This is a genomic window from Candidatus Binatia bacterium (assembly GCA_036563615.1).
Lineage (GTDB): Bacteria > Desulfobacterota > Binatia > UBA12015 > UBA12015 > DATCMB01.
On record DATCMB010000023.1, the window covers coordinates 77927 to 97131 of the forward strand.

General features: G+C 70.9%; 16 protein-coding genes. 9 read left to right on the plus strand and 7 right to left on the minus strand.

Features of this window, described 5'->3' with window-relative positions; all coding sequences use genetic code 11:
* Positions 1-17: 17 nt before the first annotated feature.
* The gene (locus VIS07_21560; GenBank protein HEY8518105.1) at positions 18-683 is read left to right on the plus strand and encodes a histidine phosphatase family protein; all 666 of its coding nucleotides are present in this window, start codon (positions 18-20) and stop codon (positions 681-683) included.
* Between the two features lie 86 nt (positions 684-769).
* Complete coding sequence (locus VIS07_21565) at positions 770-1465, plus strand: extensin family protein (GenBank protein ID HEY8518106.1); 696 nt, start codon at positions 770-772, stop codon at positions 1463-1465.
* Positions 1466-1567: 102 nt separating this feature from the next.
* Here VIS07_21565 and VIS07_21570 read toward each other — a convergent pair whose 3' ends face one another.
* Complete coding sequence (locus VIS07_21570) at positions 1568-2071, minus strand: hypothetical protein (GenBank protein HEY8518107.1); 504 nt, start codon at positions 2069-2071, stop codon at positions 1568-1570.
* Between the two features lie 187 nt (positions 2072-2258).
* Here VIS07_21570 and VIS07_21575 point away from each other — a divergent pair, with 187 nt between their 5' ends.
* The 3 genes from VIS07_21575 (at position 2259) to VIS07_21585 (ending at position 6574) form a co-directional block, all read left to right on the plus strand.
* Positions 2259-2933, plus strand: coding sequence for a dienelactone hydrolase family protein (locus VIS07_21575; GenBank protein HEY8518108.1), 675 nt, complete (start codon positions 2259-2261; stop codon positions 2931-2933).
* Positions 2934-2935: 2 nt separating this feature from the next.
* Positions 2936-5320, plus strand: coding sequence for a CoA transferase (locus VIS07_21580; GenBank protein ID HEY8518109.1), 2385 nt, complete (start codon positions 2936-2938; stop codon positions 5318-5320).
* A 138-nt stretch (positions 5321-5458) separates the two neighbouring features.
* Positions 5459-6574: an amidohydrolase family protein gene (locus VIS07_21585; protein ID HEY8518110.1), complete on the plus strand. Its 1116-nt coding sequence runs from the start codon at positions 5459-5461 to the stop codon at positions 6572-6574.
* A gap of 193 nt (positions 6575-6767) precedes the next feature.
* On the opposite strand, the gene VIS07_21590 is transcribed toward VIS07_21585, so the two are convergent.
* Positions 6768-7709, minus strand: a complete 942-nt coding sequence (locus tag VIS07_21590; GenBank protein ID HEY8518111.1) for a hypothetical protein — start codon at positions 7707-7709, stop codon at positions 6768-6770.
* A 158-nt stretch (positions 7710-7867) separates the two neighbouring features.
* Here VIS07_21590 and uvrA point away from each other — a divergent pair, with 158 nt between their 5' ends.
* Both uvrA and VIS07_21600 read left to right on the plus strand, forming a co-directional pair.
* Positions 7868-10723 (plus strand): excinuclease ABC subunit UvrA, encoded by a 2856-nt coding sequence (gene uvrA / locus VIS07_21595; protein ID HEY8518112.1) that lies wholly within the window; start codon positions 7868-7870, stop codon positions 10721-10723.
* Positions 10724-10856: 133 nt separating this feature from the next.
* Complete coding sequence (locus tag VIS07_21600; GenBank protein ID HEY8518113.1) at positions 10857-11330, plus strand: hypothetical protein; 474 nt, start codon at positions 10857-10859, stop codon at positions 11328-11330.
* Positions 11331-11386: 56 nt separating this feature from the next.
* Here VIS07_21600 and VIS07_21605 read toward each other — a convergent pair whose 3' ends face one another.
* Positions 11387-12307 carry an aminotransferase class IV gene (locus tag VIS07_21605; GenBank protein ID HEY8518114.1) on the minus strand — a complete coding sequence of 307 codons (921 nt, stop codon included), beginning with the start codon at positions 12305-12307 and terminating at the stop codon, positions 11387-11389.
* Positions 12304-13740 carry an anthranilate synthase component I family protein gene (locus VIS07_21610; GenBank protein ID HEY8518115.1) on the minus strand — a complete coding sequence of 479 codons (1437 nt, stop codon included), beginning with the start codon at positions 13738-13740 and terminating at the stop codon, positions 12304-12306. The genes VIS07_21605 and VIS07_21610 overlap by 4 nt, the downstream gene beginning before the upstream one ends.
* A 57-nt stretch (positions 13741-13797) precedes the next feature.
* Between VIS07_21610 and VIS07_21615 the strand changes: the two genes are divergently transcribed.
* Complete coding sequence (locus VIS07_21615; GenBank protein ID HEY8518116.1) at positions 13798-14694, plus strand: S1C family serine protease; 897 nt, start codon at positions 13798-13800, stop codon at positions 14692-14694.
* Positions 14695-14724: 30 nt separating this feature from the next.
* On the opposite strand, the gene VIS07_21620 is transcribed toward VIS07_21615, so the two are convergent.
* The 3 genes from VIS07_21620 to VIS07_21630 all read right to left on the minus strand — a co-directional run bounded on the left by VIS07_21620 (position 14725) and on the right by VIS07_21630 (position 17058).
* Positions 14725-15504, minus strand: coding sequence for a Sir2 family NAD-dependent protein deacetylase (locus tag VIS07_21620; GenBank protein HEY8518117.1), 780 nt, complete (start codon positions 15502-15504; stop codon positions 14725-14727).
* Positions 15505-15513: 9 nt separating this feature from the next.
* The gene (locus VIS07_21625; protein ID HEY8518118.1) at positions 15514-16602 is read right to left on the minus strand and encodes a transglycosylase SLT domain-containing protein; all 1089 of its coding nucleotides are present in this window, start codon (positions 16600-16602) and stop codon (positions 15514-15516) included.
* A gap of 309 nt (positions 16603-16911) precedes the next feature.
* Entirely contained in the window at positions 16912-17058 is a 147-nt protein-coding gene (locus VIS07_21630) for a hypothetical protein (protein HEY8518119.1), read from the minus strand.
* A 386-nt stretch (positions 17059-17444) separates the two neighbouring features.
* On the opposite strand from VIS07_21630, the gene VIS07_21635 reads away from it, so the two are divergent.
* Positions 17445-19205, plus strand: a complete 1761-nt coding sequence (locus VIS07_21635; GenBank protein HEY8518120.1) for a DUF1302 family protein — start codon at positions 17445-17447, stop codon at positions 19203-19205.

The following is a 19205-nucleotide window of genomic DNA, read 5'->3' on the forward strand; positions in this document are numbered from 1 at the left end:
CCCGACGCCGGCCGACGATGAAGACGCGCATCTTGCTCATCCGCCACGGCGCGACCGTGCTGTCGGCGGAGGACCGCTTCGCGGGCTCGACCGACGTCGAGCTGTCCGACGAGGGACGCCGTCAAGCACGCGCGCTCGCCGAGCGCCTCGCCGACGACCGCCTCGCGGCGATCTACGCGAGCCCGATGCGGCGCGCGCTCGAGACCGCGTCGATCGTCGGCCGTCCGCACGGCCTCGAGCCGATCGTCGAGCCCGGGCTGCGCGAGATCGGCCACGGCCACTGGGAAGGCCTCACGCGCAAGGAGGTCGAGCAGCGCTTCGCCGAGGAGTACGCGGCCTGGGAGCTCGATCCGGTCACCTTCGCGCCGCGGGGCGGCGAGCCCGGGGTCGCGGTGATGGCGCGCGCGCTGCCGGTGATCCGCACGCTGGTCGAGCGCCACGCCGGCGCGACGGTCGCCGTCGTGTCGCACAAGGCGACGATCCGCCTCGTGCTCGCGGCGCTGCTCGGCATCGAGCCGCGCGGCTACCGCGACCGCCTCGACCAGGCGCCCGCGTGCCTCAACGTCGTCGACTTCAAGGACCCGGTGCGCGCGCGCCTGATGCTCTACAACGACGTCTCGCACTACGCCGACACGCCGAGCCAGCCGACCGGGCAGCTCTCGAAGTGGTGGGACGAGCGCTAGCAAGAGCCAAGCTTCGCCTCGCCGCACGACGTGACAGGATGGGAAGGGACGGGTGAACGGCGCCGCGGCGCCGTCGTCCAAGTCCCATGCGGCGCGCGCTCCTTCTCGTCTCGGTGCTCGCCGTGCTCGGCTTCGTCTTCGGGGTGCGCGCGCGGATCGTCGAGCTGCCATCGCGCTGGGATCCCTGGGCGCCGCTCGACGTCCGGGACCCGCCGAACCTGCTGACGCGCTACAAGCTCGCGCGCCTGTCGATCGACGATGCGCTCTGCCGCACGACGCTGTCGTCCGCGGAGATGCGCTACCAGCCGTTGCCCGACCGCGAGACCGCACCGGGCTGCGGCTTCAAGAACGCGGTGCGCGTCTCGGCGACGAGCGCGCGCGTCGCGACGCCGTTCGCGGCGTCGTGTCGGCTCGCGGTCTCGCTCGCGCTCTGGGAGCTGCACGTCGTGCAGCCGGCGGCGCGTCGCCACTTCGGTCAGGAGGTCGCGGGGCTCGAACACTTCGGCAGCTACGCGTGCCGCAACGTCTACGGACGCGAGACCGGACGACGCAGCCGGCACGCGACCGCCGACGCGCTCGACGTCGCGGGCTTCGTGCTCGCCGACGGGCGGCGCATCCGCGTCGCGGCGGACTGGGACGGCGACGACCAGACGGCGCTCTTTCTGCGCGAGGTGCGCGACGGCGCGTGTCCGTACTTCGCCTCGGTGCTCGGGCCGGACTACAACGCGGCGCACCGCGACCACCTGCACCTCGACCGCGGCGGCTTCGGGATCTGCCGGTGAAACACGCCGGCGTTCTTGATCACGATGTCGGTGCGGGCACGCGGCGAGTGACTGCCGTCCGCTAGCGGTGGTCCGCGCGAGCGGCGCTTCGCGCGCGCGGCGTCAGCGGATGTCGCCGCGAAGGAAGCGGGCGAGCGCCTTGCCGGTCTCCTCCTGCACGTCGTCGAAGTCGCCGCCGAACGTGCCCATCGACACGCTGCCCTCGATGCGGCAGCGTGCGACGGCATTGCTGTACGGATCCTCGACGAGCCAGGTCGACTCGAGCACGCCGGTGCCGAAGCCGTAGCGCGAGATGAAGCGCAGCGCGCGGATGCCGGGATCGAAGCGCTCGATGCGGCCGACGACCCGCGCGGCAGGCAGGCTCGAGGACGGCGCGAGCACCTCGATGCCGGATCGCTCGAGCTCGTTCGTCACCGTGCGCTTGAAGCTGCGCAGCCGATCCGGCGACACGCCGTCGTGCGTCTCGTCCTCGACCACGAGCTTGACGTTCGTCACCGGAACCGGGACGGGCACGTGCACGTCGAGCGTCGCGCTCGCGCAGCCGGTCGCGAGGGCGACGACGGTGACGGCGACTGCGACCGCGACCGTGGCGCGCGCGCACGGCATCCTCCGCTGCGCCGTCCACCGCGAGATCGAAGCCGCCACGCGCCGCACCGCTCCTCCCGCCCGCTTCCTCGCGCATCGACGCGCGCCGCACAAACGGAGCCCGGGGTGTCGCGCGGCACGGGTTGACCCGCCCTCTGCCGCACGGGATCCTGCGAGGCCGTCATCCGAATCGCATGGAGGAGCAACGATGGGTGAGATGATCAACGTGACGCGGCCGGACGGGAAGACCTGCCCCGCCTACCTCACGGAGCCGGCGGGCAAGCCCGGGGCGCCGGGCGTCGTGCTGATCCAGGAGTGGTGGGGCCTCAACGACCAGATCAAGGGCCTCGCCGACCGCCTCGCCAACGAGGGGTACCGCGTCCTCGTCCCCGACCTCTACCGCGGCAAGGTGACCGCGGTGGTTGACGAGGCGAACCACCTGATGACCAACCTCGACTTCGTCGACGCCGGCACGCAGGACGTCCGCGGCTGCGCGCAGCACCTGAAGAAGGCGTCGAGCAAGGTGGGCGTGAGCGGCTTCTGCATGGGCGGCGCGCTCACCGTGATCGCGGCGGTGCACGTGCCGGAGGTCGACGCCGCGGTGTGCTTCTACGGCATCCCGCCGAAGGAGGCGGCCGACCCCGCGAAGGTGCGCGTGCCGTTCCAGGGCCACTTCGCCAACCAGGACGACTGGTGCACGCCGGCCGCGGTCGACGTGCTCGAGGCGGGTCTCAAGCAGTCCGGCGTCCAGCACGAAATTCACCGCTACGACGCGCAGCACGCGTTCATGAACGAGGCGCGTCCGGAGGTCTACGACGCGCAGGCGGCGAAGCTCGCCTGGCAGCGGACGCTCGACTTCTTCGGCCGCACGCTGCGCGCGTGACCATGCCGGCCGGGGCGACGGCGCTCGCCGGCCTGCGGGTGGTCGACGCGACCGACGAGAGCGGACGGCTCGCAGGCAAGCTCCTCGCGGAGCTCGGCGCGGACGTCGTGCGCACGCGGCGCGGCGTCGCCGGCGCGTCCTTGCCGGGCGCCGCCGGCGAGCGCGGCGGCGTGCTCGACTGGTGGTACGACGCGGGCACGCGCGCGCTCGAGCTCGATCTCGAGGACGAGCGCGCGCGGCGCGTCTTCCGCGACCTCGTCGGGCGCGCCGACGTCCTGATCGAGACCGAGCCGCCCGGGCGGCTCGAGCGTCTCGGACTCGGCTTCGACGCGCTGCGCGCGCTGCAGCCGCAGCTCGTGCACGTCTCGCTGACGCCGTTCGGCGGCGACGGTCCGCGCGCGCACTGGCAGGCGAGCGACCTGGTCGCGGGCGCGCTCGGCGGCGTGCTCGCGGTCAGCGGCACGCCCGATCAGCCGCTCAACGGCTTCGGCCGGCAGTCGTTCCACATCGGCGGCTTCTACGCGGCGATCACGGCGCTCGTCGCGCTGCGCGTCGCGCGCGCGGAACGACGCGCGGTGCACGTCGACGTGAACCTGCAGCAGTGCGTGCTGAGCTGCACCGAGCAGCTGCTGATGTTCTGGTTCTTCCAGAACGTCTTCCCCGGCGGCATCGCGCCGCGCCGCGGCTCGCTGCACTGGACGGGCGTTTACGAGGTCGTACCGTGCGCGAGCGGGCACGCGCTGGTGACGCCCGCGCCGCACGCGATGCGGCTCTTCCAGTGGATGAACGAGGACGGGATGCTCGGCTCGCTCGCCGAGTCCCTGCCGAAGAGCGCCGCCGAGCTATTCGCGCGCGCCGACGAGGTGATGCGTCAGATCCGCGCCTGGGCGGCGACCAAGCCGGCGTCGGAGATCTTTGCCGAGGGGCAGCGACGCCGGCTGCCGTTCGCCTCGGTGCACTCGGTGCGCGAGGCGGCGAGCAGCCCGCAGGTCGCGGCGCGCGGCTTCTTGCGCGAGGTTCCGAGCGTGCCCGGCGTCGTGCTGCCGGGGCCGCTGTTTCGCCTGCGCGACGCGCCGGCCGCGGCGCCGGCGCCGCCGCCCGAGTGGCGCAGCGCGCAGAACGAGGACGCGGTCGCGGAGCTGCTGTCGTCGTGGCCGGCGCGTGCCGCCGCGGCCGACGCGCCGCGCCCGTCGTCGTCCGCGACCGCGCACAAGCCGCTCGCCGGCCTGCGCGTCCTCGACTTCACCTGGGTGCTCGCGGGTCCCAAGGCGACGCGCGTCCTCGGCGACCTCGGCGCCGACGTCATCAAGCTGCAGACCGAGATCCGCTCGCAGGGCACGGCGCACAACGACCACCCGTTCTTCGCGATGTGGAACCGCAGCAAGCGCGCGGTGACGCTCGACATGAAGCACCCGCGCGCGGCGGAGATCGTGCTGCGGCTCGCCGAGCAGGCGGACGTCGTGGTCGAGAACTTCGCGCCCGGCGTGCTCGACCGCTGGGGCGTCGGCTACGAAGCGCTGCGCGGGCGCAACGAGCGCATCATCTACCTCGGCATGTCGGGGTGCGGACGCGACGGTCCGTGGCGCGACTTCGTGACCTACGCGCCGACGATCCATGCGCTGTGCGGCCTCACCTACTTGACGAACCCGCCCGACCGCCGCGACGTCGGCCACGGCATCTCGATCACCGACCACGTGAGCGGGCTCGCGGGCGCGCTCGCCGTGCTCGCCGCGCTCGAGGCGCGCGAGCGCACCGGACGCGGACAGATGATCGATCTCTCGCAGCTCGAGGTCGGGCTCTACCTGCTCGGACCGGCGCTGCTCGAATTCGCGAGCGGCGGACGCGAGGCGCAGCCGCACGGCAACCGCGACGGGCTCGACGACCTCGTGCCGAACGAGGTCTACAGATGCCGCGACGGCGAGTGGCTCGCGATCAGCGCCCGCGACGACGCCGAGTGGCGTCGACTGCGCGACGCGATCGGCGATCCCGCGCTCGCCGACGACGCGCTGTGCGCGGTCGAAGAGAGACGACGGCGGCGCGGCGAGATCGACGCGCGCCTCGCCGCGTGGGCCGCGACGCGCGACGCCGAGAGCGCGATGACGGAGCTCCAGGAGCGGGGCGTGGCGGCGGGCAAGGTGCAGTCGGCGCGCGACCTCGTCGAGCGCGATCCGCAGCTCGCCGCGCGGCGCTGCGTCCGCGAGCTGCCGCACGCGACCCTCGGCCGGCAGTCGATCGACCGGTTCCCGGCCGACTTCTCGGGCTGCTCGCTCGAGCCCTACCGCGCGTCACCTGCCTTCGGCGAGCACACCTTCGAGGTCTACGGCGAGCTGCTCGGGATGTCGGAGGAGGAGATCGCGCTCGCGATCGCCGACGGGCTGTTCACCTGAGACGCGCTGCGTAGCGGGCGCTACAGACGGCGGGCACGAAGATCCTTGACCACCGAGGGCATTGCGCTAGGAATGAACGAGCGTTCGTTGGTCTCGTCTTTCAGCTCGTCGCAGCACAATCGGCGCGGAGGCCCAAGCATGGAGTATCGGCTGATCTCGGCGGATTCACACTTCATCGAGCCGCCCAACCTGTGGAAGGACTGGCTGCCGCAGAAGTACCAGGACATCGCGCCGAAGCTGGTCAAGGACGCCGACGGCGGCGACGCCTGGGACTACGGCGCCGGCGAGCCGTCGCCGCTCGGCATCTACGCCGCGGCCGGCAAGAACGAGCACAACCTCAAGTGGACCGGCGTCACCTACGAGACCATGCACCAGGGGTTCTTCAAGGGTGAGCCGCGCCTCGCCGAGCAGGACGCCGACGGCGTCGACGCCGAGGTGATCTTCAGCTCGGGCCGGATGCTCGGCTACTTCTACCGGATGAAGGACGACGACGCGCAGCTCGCCGGCCTGCAGGCGCTCAACAACTGGATCTTCCAGGAGTTCTGCAAGCCGAACCCGAACCGGCTGATCGGTCTCGCCTACATCCCGGCGATCGGCGCCGAGGCCGCGGCGAAGGAGCTCGAGCGCTGCGTCAAGATGGGCGCGAAGGGCGCGGCGATCGTCTGCTGGCCGTCGGGCAACGACCAGCTCTCGAAGGACGACGACCCGTTCTGGGCGAAGGCCGAGGAGCTCGACGTCCCGGTGCACATCCACGTGCGCTTGACGCCGCGCTTCTCACCGCCGCCGAAGGCGACCGGTCAGCAGGGCGGCGACATCCCGGGCCTCGCGACCACGGGCATGCTCGACATGCCGAAGTTCATGGGCCAGATGATCATCTCCGGCGTCTTCGACCGCTTCCCGAAGCTGCAGATGGTCGGCGTCGAGGCCGGCGCGGGCTGGATCCCGTACTTCCTCGAGCAGCTCGACGACCGCTACTGGCGCAACCGCAAGTGGGCGAACTGCAATCTCAAGATGCAGCCGTCCGACTACTACCGGCGCAACTGGCACTCGACCTTCATGAAGGACAGCTACGCGCTGGAGAACCGCTACCGCATCGGCGTCGACAACCTGATGTGGTCGTCGGACTACCCGCACCACGGCTGCGAGTGGCCGTACTCGCGCAAGCAGATCCGCGAGACCGCGCAGGGCGTGCCCGAGGACGAGCTCCACAAGATCCTCGCCGGCAACGCCGTCAAGCTCTACAAGCTGCAGTAGGAGTTGCGGCGCGGGCGGACGAGCAGGTGTTCGTCCGCCCGCGCAAGAGGAACGCGCGCTCGCCGAGCGGCACGAGCGCGCGCGGCGCCGCGCGCACGAACGCCGGCAGCGCTTCGACGAGCGGCGACACGTCGACGATCCCCGCGCGCCGGCAGGTTTGAACCGGCGCGCGGGGATCGCGCTTAGACGCGGGTCACTGACACCAGCTCTGGTAGGCCTGCGAAGCCTCGAGCGCCGCGACGCATGCCGCGGTCTCCGCTGGCGTGGTCGGGATGGGCTCCGGCAGGCCGTCGCAGTCCCCCGTGTTCTCGGGATCGAGATCGGGACCGAAGAGGACGCACTGGCCGCTGGACACGGCCGCACCCCCACGCGGCAGGATGAACTCGTTTCCCATGAGCGTGGTGAAGAGGCACTCATCGGCGGTGGTCAGCGAAGTCTCCCAGCTCGGCGCTCCGCACACCGCCCCACCGCGTTCGTCCTCGTCGAAGAAGTCCGGCGGGAACATCGTGTCGAGCGACTCGGTCGTCCAGCACGGACACGACGCGGGCGGCTCGAGGCTGGAGACGAGGCGCAGGACGCCGGACCAGAGGAGATTCCACGCCTCCGGCGCGGTCGTGTCCGTCTGACAATCGCTCTTCTTGCTTGCGCGGGCGAAGGCCTTGAGGAACTTCCGCTCCGCGGCCTCGACCTTCGCGTCGAGCGACGGCGGGTCGGGCAAGCGCGAATTGCGGACGTACGCCTTCACGAGCACCCGCGAGAAACGCCTGAAGGCGACGGTCTGCGCCGTCGAGCACGGCGTCGCGAAGGGCGACGGGCCGACCGCATCGCTGAGCTCGTTCATCACCTCGGCGACGACGTCGCCGACTGCCGCGGAGTTCCCGACGATGGAGCAACCGCCGCGCATCTCGGCGGCTTCGAATGCGGCCGCGCGTTGCGCGGCCGCGGCCGCGAAGCAGGTATCGCGAGCCGAAATCGTGTCTTGCTTCAGGCACGTCAGGCGCTTGCGGAGCTCGACGCCCGCAGCGCGAAGTTTTGCCGCGTCGCAGGCTTGGGCGGAAGCCGCTCGAGCGGAGACGTGAAGCGCGGGGAGCAGCAGTGCCGTAGCGAGAACACAGGAGCGGAAGACGCTGGCCATCGTACCCTCCTTGAGCTGTTGACCGCCGTACGGCGGGCCCCACCATGCGCCAACTGGCGAGGCACATTTAAGCATCGTCGGGGGCCAGCGTGCCTTCCCGTCCCGGCCGGCGGAGCCGATTGCTTTCGCCCCGCTGCGCGCTAAGCAGACCAGCGCGCATGGCCGATCGCATCGTCGTTCGCGGCGCCCGCGAGCACAATCTCAAGAACATCGACGTCACGATCCCGCGCGACAAGCTCGTGGTGATCACGGGCCTCTCGGGATCGGGCAAGTCGTCGCTCGCCTTCGACACCATCTACGCCGAGGGGCAGCGGCGCTACGTCGAGTCGCTGTCGGCGTACGCGCGCCAGTTCCTCGAGCAGATGCAGAAGCCCGACGTCGACTCGATCGAGGGGCTGTCGCCGGCGATCTCGATCGAGCAGAAGACGACGTCGCGCAACCCGCGCTCGACGGTCGGCACGGTCACCGAGATCTACGACTACCTGCGCCTGCTGTTCGCGCGCGTCGGGACGCCGCACTGCCACCAGTGCGGCAAGCCCATCACCTCGCAGACGGTGCAGCAGATCGTCGACCGCGTGCTGTCGTGGCCCGAGGGGTCGCGCATCCAGGTGCTCGCGCCGCTCGTCCGCGACCGCAAGGGCGAGTACAAGAAGGAGCTCCTCGACCTGCGCAAGGCGGGCTTCGCGCGCGTCCGCGTCGACGGCGAGCTGCGCGACCTCGGCGAGGACATCGTCCTCAAGAAGACCGTCAAGCACACGATCGACGTGGTGGTCGACCGCCTGATCGTCAAGGACGGCATCGCGAAGCGGCTCGCGGACTCGCTCGAGATTGCGATGCGCTACGGCGGCGACCTGGTGAAGATCGAGGTGCTCGCCGAGGGCAAGACCAAGGGCGAGGAGCACCTCTTCTCGCAGAAGCTCTCGTGCCCGGACTGCGGCGTGTCCTACCCCGAGCTCGCGCCGCGCATGTTCTCGTTCAACAGCCCGCACGGCGCGTGCCCGACCTGCGACGGCCTCGGCGTGCAGCTCGTCTTCGATCCGGACAAGGTCGTGCCGGACGACTCGGTGTCGATCGCGCAGGGCGCGATCGCGCCCTGGGGCAAGCGCGCCGAAGCCTACCGGCCGCTGCTCGAGGGGCTCGCCAAGCACTTCAAGGTCAAGCTCGACACGCCCTACGGCGAGCTGCCGGACGAGTTCAAGGACGCGCTGATGAACGGCACCGGCCAGACGCCGATCCAGATCTCGTTCGGCGCCGGGCGCAAGATCACGCGTCCGTTCGAGGGCGTGCTGAAGCTGCTCGAGCGACGCTTCCGCGAGACCGAGTCCGAGCTGCGGCGTGAAGAGCTCTCGCACTACCAGAGCGAGCGGCCGTGCGAGACGTGCAAGGGCACGCGGCTCAAGAGGGAGGCGCAGTTCGTCAAGGTCGGCGGACGCTCGATCGCCGAGGTGACGGCCCTCTCGATCTCGGCGGCGATCGAGTTCGTCGACGGCCTCGAGCTGACGCCGCAGCAGCTCGCGATCGGACGGCTGATCCTGAAGGAGATCCGCGAGCGCCTGAGCTTTCTCGCCAACGTCGGCCTCACGTACTTGACGCTCGATCGCAGCGCCGGGTCGCTTTCGGGAGGCGAGGGACAGCGCATCCGGCTCGCGACGCAGATCGGCTCGTCGCTGGTCGGCGTGCTCTACATCCTCGACGAGCCGTCGATCGGTCTGCACCAGCGCGACAACGAGCGCTTGATCGCGACGCTCGAGCGCCTGCGCGACCTCGGCAACTCGGTGCTGGTCGTCGAGCACGACCGCGACACCATGCTCGCGGCCGACCACCTGATCGACATGGGTCCGGGCGCCGGCCGCCTCGGCGGCGAGGTGGTGTCGCAGGGCACGCCCGAGGAGGTGGCGCGCGATCCGCGCTCGCTCACCGGACAGTACCTGAGCGGCGCGCGCGAGATCCCGGTGCCCGAGGCACGGCGCAAGGGCAACGGCTGGAAGCTCTCGGTGAAGGGCGCGCGTCTGCACAACCTGCGCAACGTCTCGGTCGACGTGCCGCTCGGCACGCTGACCTGCGTCACCGGCGTGTCGGGCTCCGGCAAGTCGTCGCTGATCATCGACACGCTGTACGACGCGCTCGCGCGCAAGCTCAACCGCGCGAAGGTGCCGGTCGGCGACTGCGACGCGATCGAGGGCTGGCAGCTGCTCGACAAGGTGGTCGACATCGACCAGGCGCCGATCGGGCGCACGCCGCGCTCGAACCCCGCGACCTACACCGGGCTGTTCGCGCCGATCCGCGATCTCTTCGCGCAGCTCCCCGAGTCGCGCGTGCGCGGCTACGACCCGGGTCGCTTCTCGTTCAACGTCAAGGGCGGACGCTGCGAGGCGTGCGCCGGCGACGGGTCGATCAAGATCGAGATGCACTTCCTGCCCGACGTCTACGTGACCTGCGACGTCTGCAACGGGCGACGCTACAACCGCGAGACGCTGGAGGTGCTCTACAAGGGCAAGTCGATCGCCGACGTGCTCGACATGTCGGTCGCGGAAGCCCTCGACTTCCTGTCCGCGGTGCCGGCGTGTCGCAGCAAGCTCGAGACGCTGCGCGACGTCGGGCTCGACTACATCCACCTCGGGCAGTCGGCGACCACGCTGTCGGGTGGCGAGGCGCAGCGCATCAAGCTCGCGAAGGAACTCTCGCGGCGCGCGACCGGGCGCACGCTCTACATCCTCGACGAGCCGACGACCGGCATGCACTTCGAGGACATCCGTCGGCTGCTGGAGGTGCTGCAGCGTCTGGTGGCCGGCGGCAACACGGTGCTGGTGATCGAGCACAACCTCGACGTCATCAAGTGCGCCGACTACGTGATCGACCTCGGACCCGAGGGCGGCGACGCCGGCGGCGAGATCGTCGCCGTGGGCACGCCGGAAGAGGTCGCGCGCAACCCGCGCTCGCACACCGGACGCTTCCTGCGCACGGTGCTGCCCGAGCACGCGCTCGCGGCGTCGGGGCGCGCGAGCGCCGGCTGAGCGGGCGCCCGGCGCAAACGCCGACCGCGAGCCGTCGGAGCGCGCGAACGCGCGTCGGCCCGCGTGCGCCCGCCGCGCGGCCTCGGTTTCCTTTTCGGCTCGACGCTGATAGGACTGCGCGCGGAGGTCGCCGTTGTCGTTCAAGCGTTTTGGCGCCGCGCTGCTCGCCGTCCTGCTGGTGCTGGCGTGCAGCGGCAAGAGGTCGCTGGTCAACGAGGACGATCCGTTCGACGATCCGTTCTTCAGCGACGGGCTCGGCGGCGGGGACTCGCTCGACGCGTTCCTGCGTGAGCCGGCCCCGAGCGTCGGCTGGCTCGCGCGCGAGGGCGCGGTGCCGCCGACGAGGTCGGCGCGCGAGCGCGCCGCCGAGCTGGCGGGCGAGCCCTTGCCGGCCGAGGGCGGCGTCCTGCTCGAGGCCGAGGGCGGGGAGTCGGGCGAGGGCGTCTACGGCGACGACCCGTACGGCGACGAGGACGACGCCAATGCGCGTGCCCGCGCGCGCGGCGAGAAGAGCTTCTACGAGCGCGCGTCCGAGGCGACGCTCGCGACGATGAGCGTGCTCGTCGGCGCCGGCATGGCGGCGCTGCCGTTCCTGGTCGGGACCTAGTCGCGCAGCGCGCGCCCGTCGCGTCGGAGCGCGGGACCGGACGGACGGAGAGCGATCTAGCGACGCGCGGCGCGCGTCAGCGTGCGCGCGACGAACGCGCGGTAGCGCTCCTGCAGGAGCCGCGTCACCGGACCGGGCTTGCCGCCCGCGACGCGCGCGCCGTCGACGCGCACGACCGGCATGACCTCGATCGTGCTCGCGGTGAGGAAGAGCTCGTCCATCTCGTGCAGGCGCGCTGCCCGGAGCGGCACGATGTCGACCGGAACTCCCGCCTCCGCCGCGAGGCGCAGCACCACCGAGCGCGTCACGCCCGGCAGGCACCCTTCGTCGAGCGACGGCGTCAAGAGCCGTCCACGGCGCACCGCGAACAGGTTGCTCGTCGTGCCCTCGCTGACCGTGCCGTCGCGCTCGACGTAGACGCCCTCGAAGGCGCGGCGCGCGGCGGCGCGCATCTTGCCGAGCACGGCGGGCAGGTAGGCCGTCGTCTTGTGGCCGTCCGTCACCGCGCCGCGGCCATGCCCGAAGGGCAGCAGGACGATCGCGACGCCGCGCTCGCGCAGCTCCGGCAGCTCGGACGGGATCTCGCGCGCCGACACCAGCACGCGCGGCTGGACGTTCGGCGGCGGGATCAGTCCTTCGCCGCTGCCGCGTGTCACGGTGACGCGCACCGCGGCGTCCGCGAGACCGCGCGCGCGCAGCACGGCGAGCGCCGCCGCGCGCAGGTCGGCGCGCGGCCGCGGGATCGCGAACGCGCGCAGGCTCGCGGCGAGGCGTCGCTCGTGCTGCGGCCAGAGGAACGGCACGCCGCCGTAGATGCGCACGGTCTCGAACACCGCGTCGCCGTAGAGGAAGCCGCGGTCCTGCGCCGGGATCGCGGCGCGCGCGGTGTCGATCAGGCGACCGTCGAGCCAGACGACGTCGCGCGCGGGGGCGCGTCGCGCGCGCGGTGCCACGTTGGTCGTCGCGGGCACCGTCATGCACCCTCCGCGACCGCGCGCGGCGCGAGCGCCCGCGCGAGCGGCGGGCGCTCCTGCGCAAAAGGGTCGAGGCCGAGCGCGCGCAAGAACGGCGTCGCCTTGAGCAGGCACTCCTCGTGCTCGCGGCGCGGGTCCGAATCGGCGACGATGCCGCCGCCGGCGTGGTACGTGTAGACGCCGTCGCACGCGACCGCGGTGCGGATCGCGATCGCGGAGTCGAAGTCGCGCGCGCCGCGGAACCAGGCGATCGCGCCGGTGTAGAGCTCGCGCGGCGCGGGCTCGAGCTCGGCGATCACCTGCGCGGCGCGGATCTTCGGCGCGCCGGTGATCGAGCCGCCGGGGAAGGTCGCGCGCAGCAGCGCGGCGAGGCCGACGTCGTCGCGCAGCGTGCCGCGCACGGTCGACACCATGTGGTGCAGCGTCGCGAAGGTCTCGACCCGCATGAGCGACGGCACGTGCACCGAGCCCGCGACGCACACGCGTCCGAGATCGTTGCGCTCGAGGTCGACGATCATCACGTGCTCGGCGCGCTCCTTGGGGTCGGTGAGCAACGCTTCGCGGAGGGCGGCGTCACGAGCGGGCTCCGGCGCGCGCGGACGCGTGCCCTTGATCGGCTCGGTTTCGATCGTCCGTCCGGCGACCCGCACGAAGCGCTCCGGGGAGCCGCACAGCACGGCGAAGCGTCCGCAGTCGAGGTAGGCGCCCTGCGGCACGTGCTGCGCGGCGCGCATGCGGAGGTAGGTCTCGCTCGGCGACGCGTCGCTCGCGACGCGAACGCGCTGCGCGAGGTTCACCTGGTAGACGTCGCCGGCGGCGATGTAGGCGAGCGCGCGCTCGACGGCGGCGATGTGGCGTTCGGCGTGCGGCGCTTCGAGGAGGCGCGCGGCGCGACGTGTGCCGCGGCGCTGCGCGGGGACGTCGTCGCGCGCCTCGAGGACGATCGACGCGACGCGCTCGGCCGCTCCGGCGGTCGCGGCGTGCACGCGCACGCTGCACGACGCCGCGCGCTCCGCGTCGGCGCGGGCGCGATCGGCGCGCACTTCGAGCACGGCGTCGTAGCGCGCGAGCCGCGCGAGCGGCAGGCGCGAGCTCGGGTCGCGGCGCGGCTCGATGCGCGGCTCGATCGCGCACGCGAGGTCGTAGGCGAAGAAGCCGATGGTGTGCGGCACGCCGTCCGGGACGTCGTCGGCGGCGCCCGCGACGAACTCCTCGAGCGCCTGCAGCGGCTCGCCGCGCACCGAGCGCCCGCGGCCGTCGCGCGCTTCGACTAGACGCCCGTCGGCGCGCAAAACCAGTTGCGCCCGTGGGAGGAAGCCCATAAAGGTTGCCCCGTCGGTTCCCTCGCCGTCGAGCCAGAAAGCTCCGCTTTCCTCGGCAACCCTGCGGAACAGGCCCTCGACCGACGTGGAGATGTCGAGCTCGATCACCGCCATTCAGCTCTCACTCGTTCCGCTGGGACGCTGCGCCGCGGACGCGAGAGGGATACCGTCTTGAACGCCTCGGTTCACCTGCTGCGCAAAGTGGTGCCGGCGACCGTGCACCTGCGCGCGGAGGTCGCGCAGAGCCACCCCTCGGCGGAGATCCTCGGCACCGAGCGCATGGGCACCGGCACGGTCGTCGCGCCGTGGGGGCTCGTCGTCACCGCGCACTACCTGCTGATCGGCTCGAAGACCGTCGAGGTGACCTTCGACGGCGACGACGTGCAGCTCGGCGACGTGGTCGCGATCGACTACGCCACGGGGCTCGGCGTCGTGAAGCTAAGAGATCCGCTCGCGCCGCGGGTCGAGATCCGTCCGATCGAGGACGTGCGCGTCGGCGAGGAGGTGTTCCTGGTCGCGAGCGTCGCCGACGGACGGCGCGTCGACGCGGGTGTGATCAGCTCGATCGACGTCTTCGAGGCGTTCTGGGAGTACCTGCTCGAGCGCGCGATCACGGTCACCGTGCAGAACCCGGGGCTCGGCGGCGGTCCGCTGCTCGACGCGCACGGTCGGATGGTCGGCGTCGTCGCGCTGTCGCTCGCCGAGGTCGGCAAGTTCACGCTCGCGGTGCCGGCGTCGCTCGCGATTCCGGTGCTCGACGAGGTCGCGCGCCACGGGAGCTGGGCTCCGCAGGCGCCGCGCGGCTGGATCGGCATCACCTGCTACACGCTGCGCGACCACGTCGTGCTCGCGGGCATCGTGCCGAACAGCCCGGCCGCGGACGCCGGGCTCCGGTCCGGCGACGTGATCCTGACGATCGACGGCCACGAGGTGCACGACCGCAGGGCGCTCTACGAGCGGATCTGGCAGCACCGGGACGGCGACGTCGTGCGGCTGCGCATCCATCGCGGCAACGAGATGCGCGAGCTCGAGTTCCCCGCCGGGACGATCGAAGCGTTCTTCGCGTGAGCGCCGGGTACCGCGCGCGAGCGCGGCGCCTCAGTGCTTGGCGAGCCGGCTGCGCGCCGCCGCGACGATGCGCGGCAGCATCTCGCCGGCGGGACCGCGCACGACGATGCGCGCGAGGTCGCTGATCTCGCTCTCGTAGGGATTGACCTCGATCAGCGTTCCGCCGCGGCGCAGCACCTCGAGCGGGATGCCGGCTGCCGGGTAGACGGTCGCCGACGTCCCGGCGACGAGCACGCAGTCCGCGGCGCGCGCCTCGCGCTGGCAGCGCTCGAGCACGTCGCCGGGGATCGGCTCGCCGAACGACACGGTGTCCGACTTGAGCAGCCCACCGCAGTGGACGCAGCGCGGCGGCAGCACCTCGAGCGACACCTCCTCGCGCGGCCAGCGCGAGCAGCACTCGATGCAGCGCACGAGCGTCGCGTTGCCGTGGATCTCGGCGAGCGAGCGCTGTCCCGCGAGGCGGTGCAGATCGTCGATGTTCTGCGTGATGAGGCAGCGCAGCAGCCCGATCTCCTCGAGCTCGACGAGCGCGAAGTGGCCGGGGTTCGGCTTCGCCTCGGCGAGCTTGACGAACAGCTCGCGCAGCGGACCCTTCGGATCGAGGCGCTGCTCCCAGGCCTTCTTCGGGTCGGCGAGGAAAAGCTCCCAGCCGTTCATCGGCGGCTCGCCGTGCTTGGTCCACAGCCCGCCGGGACCGCGGAACGGCGGGATGCCGCTCTCGACCGACAGACCCGCGCCGGTCAGCGCGATGGGATAGCGCGCGGTGAGCAGCGCTTCCGCCGCCGCCTCGATTGCCGGATCCTCGGGCACCTCGCGTCCTCAGCCGGGCATCTGGATGCGCTGGCCGAGCTGCAGCCGCGCGGACGCCGACAGCGACTTGTTCGCCTTGCGGATCTTCTCGACCGTGACGCCGTGGCGACGCGCGATCTGCCAGAGCGTGTCGCCCTTCTTCACGACGTACTCGCGCCGGCGCATCTCGGCGATCTCCGGGAAGTAGTAGTCCTCGTTGCGCGCGACGTGGAGCGCGGCGAGGAACTGCGCGTAGAAGTTGCGGCTCGCGAAGCCGAACGCGGGGCTCTCGTGACGCTCGAGGATGTCCTCGAGGTCGCGCGAGCCGATCGCCTCGACGGCGCGGCGCGTGCCGTTGATCCCGTAGTTGTACGACGTGATCGCGAGCGGCCAGCTCTGCAGCGACTCGAACGCCTCGCGCAGGTAGGACGCGGCGGCCATCGTCGCCTTGTACGTGTGCTTGCGCTCGTCGACCTGGGCGTCGACGCGCAGGTCGCGCTGCTTCGCGGTCTCGGGCATGAGCTGCCACAAGCCGAGCGCGCCGGCGTGCGAGCGCGCCTCGTGATCGAACGACGATTCGATGTGCGGCAGGTACGCGAGCTCCTCGGGGAGCTGCGCCTTCGCGAGCACCTTGCGCACGGTCGGCAGGTAGCGCTGCGAGCGCAGGATGCTGTTGAAGAACACCTCGCGCTGCCCGAGCTGCACGCGGATGCGATTCGCCGACGCCGCGATCCACTTCGGATCCATCGGCGGACGGAACATGTGCAGGAGCTGCGTCAGCTCGGTCGCCGACGCGGAAGCGAGCCGGCTGGTGAGCTGCTCGTAGCGGCGACGCACGGCGTCGACCTCTTCCCTGCGGCCGGTCTCGAGCCGTACGACCGCGAGCACGTTCGCCGGATCGGAGCGATCGTGCACGATCGCCTCACGCAGCGTGTAGCGCGTGAAGACGTCGACCCAGAAACGAACGTCATCTTCCAGGGAGGCGGGGACCTGGAACTCACCGCCGAATTCGAGCCGGGGAGCCTTGTCTCGCGCATCCGCGACGCGCGCCCCAACCACGGCCAGCCCAACCACCACGAGAAACAGCAGGCGCCGGCTCTGAAAGCACGAGAACGTCATGCTGCCTCCAGACCCGTCTCTACGTAGTGCGCGGGGCACTGAATCAGACGGAACGTCTCGACTCAAGCCACTTTTGGCGCTGTCACGCGGCGCGGTCGCGGCCGTCGCGAGCGGCTTGGTGGCGAGGCCGTCACCGTCAGCGGCGAGATCGTCGCTCTCGCTGCCACGTGCCGCGCGACGACGAGGGACGCGGCGCGTCACCGAGGCGCGCGCCGAGATGCTGCTGGTCGAGGATCACGCGAAGCCGGCGCCGTAGGCGCGGTGAAGAAGCTCGCCGGCCAGGAAGGCCGCAGGTGTCTGGACAAAAATTCACCCGAGCGACCTCGCGGTGCTGGTGGTGCAGAGGGCGGGGGGCCAGTAGGCGATCGCGTCGTCGACGCGCAGGTCGCCGCCGATCGAGCCGACGCGAAGGTTGACGCGCCACGCGCCGCACTTCCGTCCCTCGCGGATCGCCATGTACGGCTCGGACGCTGCACGCACTGCGTCGAGCGCGCGCCACGCAACGAGCGTGACGCACAGGTCGTCGCCCAGGCCACTCGCCGCGCGCCACGGCCACGCGGTGGAGCTCCCATGGTTCGCTCCTCCCCGCGCGCAAACGGCGCGCGTGGCGTTCGCGGTTCCCGTCGCGCGGCGCGCGTCGATCGCGGTTCGCAGCTGGTCGTCGAAGTCGTTTGGTGTCGCTCGAGCGTCGTTTGCGACGGTTTGCGCGATCGCTCGCAACGAGGTGACGCGCATTTCGTTGACAGGCGAATTGCTCTGAGCAAGAAGGCGTTGCGCTCCGGGGAGGATGGAGCGACGACGGCGCTTTGCGGCTCCGTCGGGGTCTGAGCAAGGGGGGTCCGATGACGCGAAGACTGACCAACTGGCTGTTCGCGGTCTTGATCGGTGCTCTGATCGTGGCGGGAATGCCGGATGGTGCCTCAGCCATCCCGCTCAACGAGGAGGGCACGATCAATCTGACGGTACGCGCCTACGTGAACGCGCGTATCGGCACGATGGCGAAGCAGTCGACGCGACCCGGCAATCAGCCGCCGACGTGCGCCGGCCAGCCGCCCGAGGCGCTAGCGACCTGCAGCTTCGGCGGCACCTATCCGTACTCGGGCGCGGGTAACCTGATCCAGAACCGGTACTTCCTCGAGATGAAGCTCAACCACGATCTCCTCGACTGGTGGAGAGACGTGCTTCCGAAGAGCGTCACCGAGTTCAAGTACAACCTGACGTACCGCGGCGAGTACGACGGCATCTACGACTTCGGCCCGAGCGCGTACCGCAACAACCTCGAGTCGCGTCAGGAGCTCGAGGAAGCGCTGCGTCAAGGACCGACGTTCAATCCTTCGCAGCTCGAGTCCGTCGACTTCTCCCTGCAGCGTAGCCGGCGTCGTCTGCGTCGCGTTGCGAGCTACCGCAACCGGCTCTTCCAGGCGTTCGTCGACTGGGAGCAGGGGCCGCTGTTCATCCGCTTCGGGCGGCAGAACCTGGTCTGGGGTGAGACCGACGTCTTCCGCCTGCTCGACAACATCAACCCCGTCGACAACTTCTTCGGCGGCTTCTTCATCGACCTCGATGAGCGCCGTGTGCCGCTCGACATGCTGCGCATGAGCCTCAACCTCGGCACCATCGGTCCGTTCGACCAGGTGTTCGTCGAGGGCTACGGCGCGATGGACCGCACGGTGGCGTTCATCCCCGGTGGCCCGCGTGGGTCCCCCTGGGCGCCGCCGCTCGGCCCGCCGACCGGTCAGACGCTCACGCTGCTCGAGGCGCCTCCGCTGGGGCTCCCCGGTCTGCGTGGCGGCGGCCGCATCGTCTTCAACTGGCAGGACTTCACGTTCACGATCGCGAGCTACGTGACCATGCTCGACACGCAGGCGGTGCGCTTCCGCCAGGCGCGTGAGGGCGATCCGGGCTTCGTCCAGGGCGTCAGCACGATCACGGCGGAGCAGTATGCGCCGCGCGTGTGGGTCAACGGTGCATCGATGACGACGGCGCTACCGTCGCTGAAGAGCGTGCTGCGCAGCGAGTTCGCGGTGTTCCGCGACGAGGCGTTGTTCCGCGGCCCGACCGAGACCGCGTTCCCGGGCAAGGGCCTGACGCCGGAGTACGTCGCGAACTTCCTGCAGCCGGTGCTGAACGGCGAGTTCGACACCGTGTCGCGCAAGGATACGTTCAACTTCGCGATCGGCTGGGACATGAACCAGTACATCCGGTTCCTGAACCCGAACCAGACGTTCTTCTTCAGCACCCAGTTCTTCTACCGGCACATCTTCGACCACGATCCGCTGCAGGCGCTGCCGGTGCCGGAGCCGAACAACCAGCTGCGTGTGGTCCCCGTGGTCCAGGACCAGTTCCTCCACACGCTGCTGATCAACACGACGTACAACTGGCGCGCGCCGGGCACCGACACGACGTTCCAGGTGACCCCGGGCTACAACATGTTCTACGACTGGCAGGGCATGATCCTCTTCCAGCCGAACATCCGCTTCACGCGCGACCCGTGGCGGTTCATCGTCGACTACACCACGATCAACAGCGGCGTGTTCCGCAGTCAGCTCGGCCTGGTCCGCGACCGGTCGAACGTCCGGTTCCAGATTGAGTACGTGCTCTGA

Excerpts from the sequence above, each read along its gene's own strand:
- VIS07_21630 (HEY8518119.1), bottom strand. The coding sequence starts at position 17,058 with ATGGCGATCCGCGAGGGACGGAAGTGCGGCGCGTGGCGCGTCAACCTT.
- VIS07_21570 (HEY8518107.1), bottom strand. The coding sequence starts at position 2,071 with ATGCCGTGCGCGCGCGCCACGGTCGCGGTCGCAGTCGCCGTCACCGTC.
- VIS07_21635 (HEY8518120.1), top strand. The coding sequence starts at position 17,445 with ATGACGCGAAGACTGACCAACTGGCTGTTCGCGGTCTTGATCGGTGCT.
- VIS07_21560 (HEY8518105.1), top strand. The coding sequence starts at position 18 with ATGAAGACGCGCATCTTGCTCATCCGCCACGGCGCGACCGTGCTGTCG.
- uvrA (HEY8518112.1), top strand. The coding sequence starts at position 7,868 with ATGGCCGATCGCATCGTCGTTCGCGGCGCCCGCGAGCACAATCTCAAG.
- VIS07_21580 (HEY8518109.1), top strand. The coding sequence starts at position 2,936 with ATGCCGGCCGGGGCGACGGCGCTCGCCGGCCTGCGGGTGGTCGACGCG.
- VIS07_21625 (HEY8518118.1), bottom strand. The coding sequence starts at position 16,602 with ATGACGTTCTCGTGCTTTCAGAGCCGGCGCCTGCTGTTTCTCGTGGTG.
- VIS07_21610 (HEY8518115.1), bottom strand. The coding sequence starts at position 13,740 with ATGGCGGTGATCGAGCTCGACATCTCCACGTCGGTCGAGGGCCTGTTC.
- VIS07_21565 (HEY8518106.1), top strand. The coding sequence starts at position 770 with ATGCGGCGCGCGCTCCTTCTCGTCTCGGTGCTCGCCGTGCTCGGCTTC.
- VIS07_21590 (HEY8518111.1), bottom strand. The coding sequence starts at position 7,709 with ATGGCCAGCGTCTTCCGCTCCTGTGTTCTCGCTACGGCACTGCTGCTC.
- VIS07_21575 (HEY8518108.1), top strand. The coding sequence starts at position 2,259 with ATGGGTGAGATGATCAACGTGACGCGGCCGGACGGGAAGACCTGCCCC.
- VIS07_21585 (HEY8518110.1), top strand. The coding sequence starts at position 5,459 with ATGGAGTATCGGCTGATCTCGGCGGATTCACACTTCATCGAGCCGCCC.
- VIS07_21605 (HEY8518114.1), bottom strand. The coding sequence starts at position 12,307 with ATGACGGTGCCCGCGACGACCAACGTGGCACCGCGCGCGCGACGCGCC.